Origin of the sequence: Streptomyces sp. NPDC005266, assembly GCF_040607655.1 — a bacterium.
Taxonomy (GTDB): Bacteria; Actinomycetota; Actinomycetes; order Streptomycetales; family Streptomycetaceae; genus Streptomyces.
On sequence record NZ_JBEXHC010000003.1, the window covers coordinates 1 to 12,575 of the forward strand.

Sequence of the window (12,575 nt, forward strand, 5' to 3'; positions counted from 1 at the left end):
CCGAGTAGGCCCACTACGAGGCCGATCCGGCGCCTTGCAGCTGACCGCACCAGGACGCCTCGCTACCGGGCAAACCTTGGCTGACGCGGCACTAGAGAAGCGGGAACCCACAGGCCAGGGTGAGGGCATATGCCACCACGCGCCAAACCTGAACACCCGCGCGGCGGATGCGGTGTTCCTCACATACCGTCGGTAACAGCGCAGTTCAGAGGTTTGGCTTGATGCCGATGTCGGTAGGGGCCTCTACTCTTGTGGTCATGCGTCCGACTCCTCCTCAGCAACCCGCCTTACTCACCACGCCGATATCCACCGACCAGGCCAACGAGGCGATCCGCGGCTTCCTGCGCGCACGGACCGGCCGGGCATTGCGTCCCGCGGAGCGGGCAGAGTACGCACGACTGCTGCGGGCCTACACACGGGCACTGCGCGGCGAGATGGAGCAGGCGGCCTGACCGGCAGGCGCTGACCACACCTGGGGGGCGGGCGAGACCGTGCGCACAGTGGGAAAGGTCGTACTCGGAGGGGCGTTCGCGGCGTTCATCGCCGTCGCGGGGCTCGGTGGATACAACCTGTACACGGGGATGACCGGCGGGGACACAACGGCGCCGCAGGACGGCCCGGTGACGGCGGCCGAAGTCCGGCAGACGGCACGGGGGTTCCTCGACGCCTGGGCGGATGGCAATGACATGCTGGCCGCCGGATTCACCAATGACGCCGAAGCGGCCATCGGGGCCCTCAGCGGCTATCGCGACGACGGCCATGTGAAGCGGGTGACGCTCACCGTGGGCCGGGCGCGGGACACCACGGTGCCGTTCACGGTGAAGGCGGAGATCGTCTTCGACCAGACCCGCTCGACCTGGACCTATGACTCACGGCTGACGGTAGTCCGGGGCAGGACGACCAAGAAGCCGCTGGTCGACTGGGCGCCCGCCGTGCTCCACCCCGAGCTCAGGACCGATCAGACCCTGCGGACGGACCTGGCGGACAATCCCCCGGTCCGCGTGGTGGACCGGGACGGCAAGGAGCTGCGCCAGGGCCGCTATCCCTCGCTCGACCCGGTGCTGACCGCGCTGCGATCGCGGTACGGAGAGGCCGTGAGCGGCGCCGCGCGCGTCGAGGTGTCGGCGGTCAGACCCGACGGCACCGCGGGCACCACGCTCCATGTGGTGAGGAAGGGCAAGCCGGGCACCTTGCGCACGACCCTGGACGCCACGGTCCAGAAGCGTGCGGAGGCGGCAGTGGGCGAGCGCACCGGCGCGTCGGTGGTGGCGCTCAAGCCCAGCACCGGGGAGATCCTGGCGGTGGCCAACTCCGACAAAGCCGAGTTCAACGCGGCGTTGCAGGGACAGACGGCACCCGGCTCGACGTTCAAGATAATCACCGCCGCCACCCTGCTGGAGTCGGGCAAGGTCACCCCGGCCCGCCGGGTGCCCTGCCCGGCGACGGCGGCGTACAACCAGGGCATGACGTTCCACAACGTCGAGCACAGCGAGAACGCGAACGCCACCTTCGCCCAGGACTTCGCGGCTTCCTGCAACACCGCCTTCGTCTCGCTCGCCGGGGCCGTGCCGGACGGCGGGGTGGCCCAGGAGGCGGAGTCGGTGTTCGGGATCGGGCTGGACTGGCATGTGGGCGTCACGACGTTCGACGGCGCGGTGCCCGGCGGGGGCGGAGACGACAAGGCCGCGGCTCTCATCGGTCAGGGGACGGTCCAGATGAATCCGCTCACCATGGCCTCGGTGGCGGCCACGGCGCGGACGGGGGGCTTCAAGCAGCCGGTCCTGGTGCCGCGTTCCGTGGACCACCGGGAGCTCGCGAGGACCGACCGCGGCCTCAGCCCGGCGGCCCGGACGCAGCTCAAGGCCATGATGCGGCTGACGGCGACGAGCGGCACCGCCGCACGGGCGATGTCCGGGCTCGGCGGGGACATCGGGGCGAAGACGGGCTCGGCCGAGATCGACGGGCAGCCCAGGACCAACGCCTGGTTCACCGCGTACCGCGACGACATGGCGGCGGCCGCCGTGGTCACCGCGGGCGGCCACGGCGGTGACGCCGCTGGTCCGGTCGTCCGCACGGTGCTCGCCGCGCGCTGACGCCTTGTATACGCCTTCCTCTGGTCGCCGGTCATCGGCCACGATCGGAGCGCAGACCGGTATCAAGGGCCTGACCGGTATCAAGGGCTGACCGAGGAGAACGATGAGCTCCACGCAGCACACGCCGCTCCCCTACTACGAGGACGTCTCCCCCGGCAGCGGAGCGCTGCCGCCCCGCGCCTGGTCCCCCGCATCCGACACCGCGCGGCTGAACCTGTCCGGCACCTGGGCCTTCAGGCTGTCGCCGACCGCCACCGCCGAGGACGACAGCTTCGCCCGCCCCGGCTACGACGCCCGCGGCTGGGACGAGATCCCGGTGCCCGGCCACTGGGTGCTGCACGGCCACGGAGCACCGATCTACACCAATGTGCGGTATCCGTTCCCCGTGGATCCGCCGCGCGTGCCCACGGAGAACCCGACCGGCGACCATCTGCGCGTCTTCGACCTGACCGCCGGCTGGCCGGAGGGCGGCGACGCGGTGCTGCGCTTCGAGGGCGTCGAGTCCTGTGCGCGGGTCTGGCTCAACGGGGAGGAGCTGGGCACCGTCAAGGGCAGCCGGCTGCCGCACGAGTTCTCGGTGGGGGCGGTCGGGGAGCTGCTGCGACGGCACGGGAATGTGCTGGCCGTACGGGTCCACCAATGGTCCTCCGGCAGCTATCTGGAGGACCAGGACCAGTGGTGGCTGCCGGGGATCTTCCGCGAGGTGGTCCTGGAGCACCGGCCCGAGGGCGCGCTGGACGACTTCTTCGTGCACGCCTCCTACGACCACACCACCGGCGAGGGCACGCTGCGGATCGACGCCGATCCGGGCGGCCGGGTCATCGTCCCCGAACTGGGCCTGGACCTGGCCACCGGGGAGAGCGCCACGGTCGCCGTCGAGCCGTGGTCGGCGGAGACGCCGCGGCTGTACGAGGCCGAACTCACCACCGTGGGCGAGAGTGTCGGGCTGCGCGTCGGCTTCCGTACGGTCGCGGTCGAGGACGGGCTGCTCAAGATCAACGGCCGGCCGGTGCTCTTCCGCGGCGTCAACCGGCATGAGTTCCACCCGGAGCACGGGCGCGCCCTGGACCTGGCGACCATGCGCCGCGATCTGGTGCTGATGAAGCGGCACAACATCAACGCCGTCCGCACCAGCCACTATCCGCCGCACCCCGCCTTCCTCGGGCTCTGCGACGAGCTGGGGTTGTGGGTCATCGACGAATGCGATCTGGAGACTCATGGCTTCGGCCTCCTCGGCCGGCGGAACAACCCCGTGGACGACCCGCGGTGGATTCCGGCGCTCCTCGACCGCGCCGCCCGCATGGTCGAGCGCGACAAGAACCACCCGTCCATCGTCATGTGGTCGCTGGGCAACGAATGCGGCACCGGCCGCGGACTGTCCGCGATGGCCGACTGGATCCGTGAGCGCGACCCGTCCCGGTTGATCCACTACGAGGGCGATCCGTCCTGCGCCGATACGGACGTCTACTCGCGGATGTACGCGCCCCACGACGAGGTCGACCTGATCGGGCAACGGGCCGAACCGCCCTGGGGCGATCCCGGGCTGGACCGCAGGCGCCGCGAACTGCCTTTCATCCAGTGCGAGTACGCCCATGCCATGGGCAACGGGCCCGGCGGGCTCAGCGAGTACCAGCGGCTGTTCGAGGCGCATGAGCGCTGCCAGGGCGGCTTCGTCTGGGAGTGGATCGACCACGGCTTCGCCCGGCGCGCCCCCGACGGCCGCGTGTCCTACGCGTACGGCGGGGACTTCGGCGAGGAGCTGCACGACGGCAACTTCGTCTGCGACGGCCTGCTCTTCCCCGACCGCACCCCCTCACCGGGGCTGCTCGAGTACAAGAAGGTCATCGAACCGGTCCGGATCGAGGGCGACGGGGCCACCGGCACCGTCCGGGTCACCAACCACCACGACTTCGCCGACCTGTCCCACCTCGCCTTCTCCTGGACGTACGAGGCGGAGGGCGAGGTGGTCGGCTCCGGGGAGCTCACGGTGCCCCCGCTGGCCCCCGGCGAGTCCGCCGACCTCAAGCTGCCCGCCCCCGCGGCGACCGAGCCCGGAGACGAGACCGGGTGGACCATCGAGGCGCGGCTCGCCACCGCGACGGCGTGGGCCGACGCGGGCCATCCCGTGGCCTGGGCCCAGCTCCCGGCCGTCGGCCGGGAGCGGCGGGCACTCGCCTCCGGTGGGGCGGCGCGCCGCGACGGCGACCGGATCGTCCTCGGTCCCGGTGTCTTCGACGCGGCCACCGGTGCCCTGACCGAGCTGGGCGGGCTCCCGGTCACCGGGCCCCGGCTGGACGTCTGGCGCGCCCCCACCGACAACGACAACGGCGCGTCCTGGCGGCCCGATGAGCGCTACGGCCTGATCTGGCGCGGGCTCGGGCTGCATCGGGTCCGTCACCGGTGCGACGCGGTGGAGACGGCGAATGGCGCGCTGACCGTCCGTACCCGCGTCGCGCCCGCGGCGACCGACCTCGCGCTGGAGACCGTCTACCGCTGGACCACCGACGGCGACCGGCTGAGCCTGTCCGTCTCCGTCACCCCGCAGGGCCGGTGGACCTGCCCGCTGCCACGGCTGGGGGTGCGGCTCGGGGTGCCCGCCGCGCTGGGCGACGCCGAGTGGTTCGGCGGCGGCCCCGGTGAGGCATATCCGGACACCCGCGCGGCCTCGCGGCTCGGACGGTGGGCGCGGTCGGTGGACGACCTCCAGACGCCGTACGTCCGGCCGCAGGAGAACGGTGCGCGGGCGGACGTCCGCTGGGTGCGGCTGACCGCCCCCGACGGCACGGGCCTGCGGGTGGAGGGCGCCCCGCCGTTCTGGTTCACCGCGCGCCGCTGGACCACCGAGCAGCTGGACGCGGCCGAGCACACACCGGATCTGGTGGCGTCCCCCGACACGGTGTGGGTCAATCTGGACCACGGGCAGCACGGAATCGGCACCCGTTCCTGCGGGCCCGGAGTCCTGGAGCCGCACCGCCTCCTGGCCGGCCCCGCCGAATTCGGCTTCACCTTCGCCCGGTTGCCGGGCTGACCCCGCATGGGCCAGGGCCGGTGCGCGCCACCGGTCCCTGGCCGCCGGGAGCCCCGCGAGTGCTGTCCGGACGCGGCTGACCGCACCGGCGCGTACGCTGCCGGACATGATGAGGTTGGAGCGGCTCCGGGCCGACCATGCGCGGGCCCTGCTGGCCTTCGAGCGTGAGAACCGTGAGTACTTCGCGCGGACCGTGCCGGATCGCGGGGACGCCTACTTCGCCGAGTTCGCGTCCCGTCACCGCGCCCTGCTCGCCGAGCAGGACGCCGGTGTGTGTCACTTCCATGTCGTCGTGGACGGCCACGGTGACCTGGTCGGCCGCGTCAATCTCGTGGACGTCGAGGAGGGCGCCGCCGAACTCGGCTACCGGATCGGCGAGCGCGCCACGGGCCGGGGCATGGCGACGGCCGCGGTCGAGGAGATGTGCCGGCTGGCAGCCACGGCATACGGGCTCTCCGCACTCACCGCCGCCACCACCCTGGACAATCCGGCGTCCATGGCCGTGCTCACCCGTGCCGGGTTCACCGCCGTGGGGGACATCACCCTCGACGGACGCCCCGGTGTGCGGTACCGGCGCCGGCTTACCGCCCCTCGTTGATCGGACGCGGTTACGCCTCCCGGTTCCGCAGCGCGTCGAGCGCCTTGTCCGCATGCACGCTCATCCGGAATTCGCTTCTGACGATCTCCAGCACCGTGCGATCGGTATCGATCACGAAGGTCACGCGCTTCGTCGGGACCGCCGCGAGACCGCGCTTCACCCCGAACCGCTCCCGTACGGTCCCCTCCGGATCCGAGAGCAGCGGATAGCCGAAGGAGTACGCGTGGGCGAACTCCGCCTGCTTCTCCACCGAGTCGGCGCTGATGCCGACCGGCCGGGCGCCGAGGGCCTTGAACTCCGCCGCGATGTCCCGGAAGTGGCATGCCTGCTTGGTGCAGCCGGGGGTGAAGGCCGCCGGATAGAAGAACAGCACCACGGGGCCCTCCGCGAGCAGCCCGCTCAGCGTACGGACGGCGCCCGTCTCATCCGGCAGTTCGAAGTCCTCGACCACGTCTCCGATGTTCATGGCAGCACGCTACCCGGACCGTGGGGTTCCGTGGTCGGGCTCCCGTGACCGAACGGGCGCTCAGCCGTCCAGGCGAAGATCTCGTCAGTGGTCAGCTCAGCCGACATGGCGGGGATCTGCGCAGAGCCGACGGACGATGCGGCGGCCGGGCGGGCTCGACGGTGCGGCCCGCCCGGCCTGTGGGGGGTGGGAGGGGTGGTCAAACGGCCGTCAGTTTCCGCCGCTCACCTTGACGTAGTCGACGACGAGCTGCTGCGGGAAGGTGGTGCTGCCATCCGGGTCGCCGGGCCAGTAGCCGCCCACGGCGAGGTTGAGGATGAGGTAGAAGGGGTGGTCGAAGGCCCAGCGCTTGCCGCCCAGGTCGGCGGGGGTGCGGGTCTGGTAGACGTTGCCGTCGACCGACCAGGTGATCTTGTTGGGCGACCAGTCGATGGCGAAGGTGTGGAATCCGTCGGCGAACTTGGCGCCGCCCGGCAGGGTGTAGCCGGCGCCTATGCCGCCGGAGCCGGAGTAGCCGGGGCCGTGGAGGGTGCCGTGGACGGTGCCGGGCTCGTAGCCGACGTTCTCCATGATGTCGATCTCGCCGCAGTCGGGCCAGCCGGCGCTGCCGATGTCGTTGCCGAGCATCCAGAAGGCGGGCCACATGCCCTGGCCCCGCGGGAGCTTCATACGGGTCTCGACATGGCCGTAGGCGGTGGTGAAGGTGCGCGCGGTGGAGAGGCGGGCGGAGGTGTACTCGCACCGGCCGTACCAGCAGTTGTAGTTGGCCGGGTTCTCCTTGCGGGCGGTGATGACGAGGTTGCCCTGACCGTCGAGCGCGGCGTTCCTGGTGCCGTCGGTGTAGTACTGCCGCTCGTGGTTGTTGACGTTGTCACCGGTCTCGAAGCCCCACTTGGAGGCGTCGACGCCGCTGCCCGCGGGCCCGTCGAAGTTGTCGGTGAAGCCGGCCGCGGCGGCCTTGGTGGGCGTGGCGGTGGCCGAGGTCGTAAGCCAGGGGGTGGCGGCGAGGGCCGTGGCCGAGAGCAGGCCGACGAGGGCCGTGCGCAGGGTTCTTCTCATGGGGGGAGGTGCCTTCCTGTGTGGGGGATTCGGGCCGGTGGGTGCCGGCCCTGTGGGGGTGGTGTGGGGGTGCGCGGCACGGGCCGGGGCCGGGCTACGGCACGGGAAGGCCGGGCGGACGGGCCCCGTGGGCGAGGAAGCGGCGCACCGGGAGCGTCGCGGCGCCGAGCGCGACGGCGTCGGGGCCGAGGAGCGCGACCACGGCGTGCTGGGCGCCGCGTCCGACGCCGAACCACATCTCGGCCCGGCCCATGGCCTTGGCGCCGTTGCCGATGGACAGGGGCAGGGCGGTGCCGGCGCGCGGCAGCCGCTCCAGCGGCACCGCGTCCCAGCCGGTCGTCTGGCCGCGGACGAGGACCTCGGGGCCCCGTTCGACGACGCCGGAGACGCCGACGCCGGAGCCGAGGACGTACCGGTGCTCGGGTGCGATCCGCAGCCGGGCCACCAGGCGGCCTCCTGCCGTGTCGGCCTCGGTGACGACGCCTTCGGCGAGCAGTTCCCCGGTGACCGTGGAGACGGTGGTGGCGCTGAGGCCCGTGCGACGGCCGAGCTCCTGTCGGCTGAGCGGGGCGTCGAAGTACAGCGCCCACAGCAGTGCGGAGCGGTTGCCACGGCGCAGATCGCGCACAGTGGTGCGCTGCTGCGGCTGGACTGCCTGAACCGTCATGGGTCACCTCCGGGGAGACACAGAGTCCAGCCGGGTTACAGACATGTCAACAGGTCTGGACCTTCTTGTTTCAAAAAGTTGAAACAACTCACTGCTCAACTCGCCCAGAAGGGACAGAAGTCGAACTCTCAGCGCACCTCGCCCGTGGCGAGGAAGCGGGCCAGCGGAAGCGTCGCCGCCCCCAAGTCGACGGCATCTGGGCCCAGTTGGGCGAGGTCGATGTGGGTCTGCGCGCAGGGCCGGCGCAGGGCGTACGCGGCGGTGGCCGCGCGGATGCCGGGGAGGATCCGGGCGCCGCAGAGCAGTCCGGCCCAGCCGCCGAGGACGATCCGCTCAGGGTTGAAGAGGTTGATCAAGTCAGCGATGCCGCCCCCAAGGCGACGGCGTCGGGGCCCAGTTGGGCGAGGTCGATGTGGGTCTGCGCGCAGGGCCGGCGCAGGGCGTACGCGGCGGTGGCCGCGCGGATGCCGGGGAGGACCCGGGCGCCGCAGAGCAGTCCGGCCCAGCCGCCGAGAACGATCCGCTCAGGGTTGAAGAGGTTGATCAAGTCGGCGATGCCGGCGCCGAGATAGACGGCGGTCTCCTCCAGGACGTCGCGCGCCCGCGTCTCGGACCCGGCGGCCCGCACCAGCGCGGCGAGCGCCGCCTGCTGGTCGCCATCGCCGCCGCCCCACGCCGGACGCCCGTAGCGGTCGAGCACGGACCGCGCCCCGATGTACGCCTCCAGACAGCCGGCCGCGCCGCACCGGCAGGTGCGCCCGCCGACCTGGACGACGGTGTGACCCCACTCCCCCGCGCTGCTGCTCGCACCCCGGTACGGCGCCCCGCCCGTCACGATGGCCGCACCGACGCCGGAGCCGATCAGCGCGATCACCGCGGCGTCCGCGCCCCGGCCGGCCCCGAACCACATCTCGGCCTGGCCCTGTGCGGTGGCCCCGTTGTCGATGAACAGCGGCAGCTCGGTGCCCGCGCGCGGCAGCCGCTCCAGCGGCACCGCGTCCCAGCCGGTGGTCTGGCCGTGGACGAGGACCTCGGGACCCTGTTCGACGATGCCGGGGACGCCGACGACCGCCTCCGGCGCCACCCCGCCCTTGGCGATGACCGCGGCCAAACCGGTCAGTATGTGCTCGACGATGGGCCCGGCCTCATACCCACCCGGTGTCAGCGGATGTTCCCACCGGCGAGTTCGGTCAGCGCGAGGTCGAAGAGCCCGACGCGGACATGGGCCTCGCCGACGTCGACCCCGATGAGATGCCCGCTGCCGGGCGCCACCCGCAGCAGCGTACGGGGGCGGCCGCCGTCGGAGTCGACGGATCCGGCCTCTTCCACCAGTCCGTCGGCGAGCAGCTCGCCGACGACGTTGCTGACCGATCCGGAGCTGAGCCCGGTGAGCGCCCCCAACTCCTGGCGGCTCACCGGCCCTTGGAAAAACAGCCGGCGCAGCAGCGTCGAGCGGTTGCCGCGCCGCAGGTCGCGGACCGTTCGCCTGACCCATCGGGCTTTTTCCCCCGGCCCGAACCCACCCGACGGGAACGCGCTTGACGGCGACTTCCGTCATCGCTTAAATCATCTTCTGAACCAAGCGTCCGCTTCACTTCTTGAACGCGACAGCAGCCAGAGGGTTACTCCGCTTCCGGCGTCCCGAACAGCGCGAGCAGATCCTGCCGCCCGAACATCCGGGCCGTCTCCACGGCCGAGGGCGACCCGGCGCGCGGATCGGCACCCTTGGCCAGCAGCACCCGAAGCACCTCCTCCTCGCCCTTGAAGGCGGCACCGGCGATGGGGGTCTGACCTCGTTCGTTGACGCGATTCGGATCGGCGCCGCGCTCCAGCAGCGCCGACACGGCCGCCGGGTGACCGTGGTAGGCCGCCAGCATCAGCAGGGAATCACCCTTGTCATTGGTCAGATTGGCCGGGACGCCCGCGTCCACATAGGCGGCGAGCGTATCCGTGTCACCGTGCCGGGCCAGGTCGAAGACCTTGGCGGCCAGCTGCAGCACCTCCGGATCGTGGGCGGGCTCGGTCCCGGGGTTCGGTTCGCTCATGGGTGTCGCCTCCGGCTTCGCTACCTGTGTATGTGATCACCCACCCTAAGGAGCGCGGGCCCCGCTGAGCCGCAGCGTCCGCTCACCCCATCGGTCCAGCCACCCCACACCCATTGTGATGATTACACCGACTATCCACCCGTTTGCACCTTTCCTTGACTGGATACATCCTGTGAGCCTGGAACACCTCATGGTGACTGACCGTCCCCCATCAGCCAGGAGACCGTGATGATCCTGTCCATTTCCGGCGTCGTACTGCTCGGCATCGTCGTGTTCATCTTCTTCCGCAAGGACGGCCTCAAGGGGTCCCACGCCATCATCTGCGCCCTCTTCGGCTTCTACCTCGCGTCCACCGCGATCGCGCCGAGCATCAAGGCAGGCGGCGCGAGCCTGGCCAGCCTGCTGGGCGGGATCAAGATCTGACGTGGTCCGGCCACCGCTCCCCCGCCTCCGCATCGACGGCGCCCCGCCCATCGGCCGCGGCCGCCAGTTCGCCCGTACGACGGCCGACAGCGTCGCCGATGTGCTCCACCCGCTGGTCGCGCTCTCCCGCGGGCTGCGCGTACTCGCCGCCGCCGGGCGGCGTACCTGGGTGGAGCTGCCGGGCGAGCGCCGCGGACCCACGCTCTTCCTCGCGGCCGCCTGCGCCTTCGTCGTCTACCTGCTGCCGTACGGGCCGCTGGCCTCGGCCGTCGGCCTGATCGGGGCGGCGGGCTGGGCCGGGCGGCGGCGCGCCCCCGCCTCACCCGGGCCCGGCGCGGACGGAACGGAGCGGCTGCGCACGATCTACGAGTCCCTGGTGCCGTACTTCTCCGCCGCCGAGGACCCCAGCCCGCTCTACGGCCACGGCGGCGACTGGTCGGGCGCCTTCGAGTCCTACGCCTTCGACGAGAACGGGCGGCTGACCCGGCTGCGTCTGCGCTACCCCGCGTACTTCACCGATGGCGAGGCCGAGTCCCGGGCCCGGATCGAGCAGCTGCTGTACGCGAAGTCGGGGCGCGGCCGGGAGTATCTGTTCACCTGGGACGAGGAGGCCAACCGGCTCACCCTGGCTGTGCTGCCTCCCCTGTCCACCACGATCGGCGCGCAGCGCTTCGTCACCGCGCCCGGCGAAACGGTGCTCGGCTTCACCGACGATTCGTCGGTGCAACGGACCCTGCCGGTGCTGGAGGGCGACGGGGCCGAGGAGGGCGAATCCGGGACCCGCGACGTGCCGCCGGTGGTCTGGCGCACCGGCCCACGGTCCACCGAGCCGCATCTGCTGGCACTCGGCCAGCCCGGAAGCGGCACCACGACCCTGCTGCGCTCCATCGCCCTCCAGGCGCTGCCGCACGGCGATGTGCTGGTGGTGGACGGCAGCGGCACCGGCGAGTACGCGAGTCTGAGCGGACGGACCGGGGTGCTGGCCGTGGAGTGCGGGCTCGCCGGGACGCTGGCGACGCTGGAATGGGCGGGCCACGAGACGGAACGCCGCCTGATCGCCGCCAACCGCGCCCGTCAGCTGGTCCACCCTCCGCCGGACGACATTCTGCGCCCGCTGTGGATCCTGCTCGACCGGCCATCGGTGCTCAGCCACCTCGGGGCGGCCGACGGCCGCCCCGATCCGCAGGAGCTGCTGGCCGTACCGCTACGGCACGGGCGGGCCGCCAACGTACGGGTCGTGGTGGCCGATCAGCTCGACGCCGCCGAGGGGCTGAGCCAGGCCGTACGCACCCACACCCGGGCCCGGGTGGTGCTCGGCCCCGCCACGTCCGAGCAGGTCACGGCCGTACTGGGGGCGCCCCCGCACACCACCCCGCCCCCCGAGGTTCCCCCGGGCCGCGGCTACGCCCGCCTCGGCACGGGCCCGGTCCACCGCCTCCAGGTCCCGGCCACGCCCGACCCCTACGACGAGGCGACCAGCGAGGCCCAACGCCAGGCTGTCCTCCAACTCCTCCCGGAGCCGGAAACCGCAGCGGAACTGACGGCAACGGCCCCGACGGACGACTGAACCGCCGACGCTCGGAAACAGGCGGTGCCCCACCACCGCCCACAGACTGAGCCCGACCCGACCGCGGACCGAAGCCACCGGACCGAAACCGAAGCCGAACACAAGAGGGCAGGACCACTCCCACCCCCAACCGCCCACGCGGCTGAGCCGAACCGCATCGTCGGCCGGAGCCACCGGGCCGGAGGCCGGGGGCGGACGGGAGAGGTGGGGGTGCTCCCACCTCCGCCACCGCCCACGCGGCTGAGCCGGACCGCACCGTGGGCCGGAGCCACCGGGCCGGAGGCCGGGGCGGACCCAAGAGGGCAGGACCACTCCCACCCCCCACAGACTGAGCCCGACCCGACCGCAGACCGGCGCCACCGGACTGAAACCGAAGCCGGACGCAAGAGGGCAGGACCACTCCCACCCCCCGGTCGTCCACAGACTGAGCCCAACCCGACCGCGGAACGGAGCCACCGGGTCGGAGGCCGGGGGCGGACGGGAGAGGGCAGGGCCGCTCCCACCCCCAACCGCCCACGCGGCTGAGCCGGATCGCATCGTGGGCCGGGGCCGCCGGGCCGGAGCCGCCGGGCCAGGGCCGCCGGGCCGCCGGGCCGGGGGCGGACGGGAGGGGGCGGGGGTGCTCCCAC

General features: G+C 72.2%; 10 protein-coding genes and 2 pseudogenes. 6 read left to right on the forward strand and 6 right to left on the reverse strand.

All coding sequences use genetic code 11. From position 1 onward, the window contains the following. Positions 1 to 257: 257 nt before the first annotated feature. The 4 genes from ABZU99_RS06330 (at position 258) to ABZU99_RS06345 (ending at position 5,719) form a co-directional block, all read left to right on the forward strand. A complete protein-coding gene (locus tag ABZU99_RS06330; protein WP_355941513.1) occupies positions 258 to 452 on the forward strand; it encodes a hypothetical protein in 195 nt (64 codons plus the stop codon). 39 nt (positions 453 to 491) lie between these two features. Next, the gene (locus ABZU99_RS06335; RefSeq protein WP_356050449.1) at positions 492 to 2,093 is read left to right on the forward strand and encodes a penicillin-binding transpeptidase domain-containing protein; all 1,602 of its coding nucleotides are present in this window, start codon (positions 492 to 494) and stop codon (positions 2,091 to 2,093) included. Positions 2,094 to 2,196: 103 nt separating this feature from the next. After that, the gene (locus tag ABZU99_RS06340) at positions 2,197 to 5,121 is read left to right on the forward strand and encodes a glycoside hydrolase family 2 TIM barrel-domain containing protein (RefSeq protein WP_356050450.1); all 2,925 of its coding nucleotides are present in this window, start codon (positions 2,197 to 2,199) and stop codon (positions 5,119 to 5,121) included. Between the two features lie 106 nt (positions 5,122 to 5,227). After that, positions 5,228 to 5,719, forward strand: a complete 492-nt coding sequence (locus tag ABZU99_RS06345; RefSeq protein WP_356050451.1) for a GNAT family N-acetyltransferase — start codon at positions 5,228 to 5,230, stop codon at positions 5,717 to 5,719. Between the two features lie 10 nt (positions 5,720 to 5,729). Here the strand turns inward: ABZU99_RS06345 and ABZU99_RS06350 are convergent, their stop codons facing one another. The 6 genes and pseudogenes from ABZU99_RS06350 to ABZU99_RS06375 all read right to left on the reverse strand — a co-directional run bounded on the left by ABZU99_RS06350 (position 5,730) and on the right by ABZU99_RS06375 (position 9,956). Next, positions 5,730 to 6,185, reverse strand: a complete 456-nt coding sequence (locus tag ABZU99_RS06350; RefSeq protein WP_355941501.1) for a peroxiredoxin — start codon at positions 6,183 to 6,185, stop codon at positions 5,730 to 5,732. 222 nt (positions 6,186 to 6,407) lie between these two features. After that, positions 6,408 to 7,244 (reverse strand): annotated as a pseudogene (locus ABZU99_RS06355) (glycoside hydrolase family 16 protein); the annotation flags it as partial. 94 nt (positions 7,245 to 7,338) lie between these two features. After that, a complete protein-coding gene (locus ABZU99_RS06360) occupies positions 7,339 to 7,911 on the reverse strand; it encodes a winged helix-turn-helix transcriptional regulator (protein ID WP_356050452.1) in 573 nt (190 codons plus the stop codon). A 128-nt stretch (positions 7,912 to 8,039) separates the two neighbouring features. Beyond that, on the reverse strand, positions 8,040 to 8,267 hold the full coding sequence (locus ABZU99_RS06365; RefSeq protein ID WP_356050453.1) for a hypothetical protein: 228 nt from the start codon (positions 8,265 to 8,267) through the stop codon (positions 8,040 to 8,042). Continuing rightward, positions 8,264 to 9,381, reverse strand: a pseudogene (locus ABZU99_RS06370) (ROK family transcriptional regulator). Before ABZU99_RS06370 ends, ABZU99_RS06365 begins: the two are co-directional and overlap by 4 nt. A gap of 152 nt (positions 9,382 to 9,533) precedes the next feature. Further along, complete coding sequence (locus ABZU99_RS06375; protein WP_355941498.1) at positions 9,534 to 9,956, reverse strand: ankyrin repeat domain-containing protein; 423 nt, start codon at positions 9,954 to 9,956, stop codon at positions 9,534 to 9,536. Between the two features lie 228 nt (positions 9,957 to 10,184). Between ABZU99_RS06375 and ABZU99_RS06380 the strand changes: the two genes are divergently transcribed. Further along, positions 10,185 to 10,379 (forward strand): hypothetical protein, encoded by a 195-nt coding sequence (locus ABZU99_RS06380; RefSeq protein WP_059146566.1) that lies wholly within the window; start codon positions 10,185 to 10,187, stop codon positions 10,377 to 10,379. Between the two features lies 1 nt (position 10,380). Then, a complete protein-coding gene (locus tag ABZU99_RS06385) occupies positions 10,381 to 11,946 on the forward strand; it encodes an ABC transporter ATP-binding protein (RefSeq protein ID WP_356050454.1) in 1,566 nt (521 codons plus the stop codon). The last annotated feature ends 629 nt before the right edge of the window (positions 11,947 to 12,575 follow it).

What these genes read in the sequence shown, in the direction of transcription:
- ABZU99_RS06330 (WP_355941513.1), top strand. Translation starts at nt 258, where the DNA reads ATGCGTCCGACTCCTCCTCAGCAACCCGCCTTACTCACCACGCCGATA.
- ABZU99_RS06340 (WP_356050450.1), top strand. Translation starts at nt 2,197, where the DNA reads ATGAGCTCCACGCAGCACACGCCGCTCCCCTACTACGAGGACGTCTCC.
- ABZU99_RS06345 (WP_356050451.1), top strand. Translation starts at nt 5,228, where the DNA reads ATGATGAGGTTGGAGCGGCTCCGGGCCGACCATGCGCGGGCCCTGCTG.
- ABZU99_RS06350 (WP_355941501.1), bottom strand. Translation starts at nt 6,185, where the DNA reads ATGAACATCGGAGACGTGGTCGAGGACTTCGAACTGCCGGATGAGACG.
- ABZU99_RS06360 (WP_356050452.1), bottom strand. Translation starts at nt 7,911, where the DNA reads ATGACGGTTCAGGCAGTCCAGCCGCAGCAGCGCACCACTGTGCGCGAT.
- ABZU99_RS06375 (WP_355941498.1), bottom strand. Translation starts at nt 9,956, where the DNA reads ATGAGCGAACCGAACCCCGGGACCGAGCCCGCCCACGATCCGGAGGTG.
- ABZU99_RS06380 (WP_059146566.1), top strand. Translation starts at nt 10,185, where the DNA reads ATGATCCTGTCCATTTCCGGCGTCGTACTGCTCGGCATCGTCGTGTTC.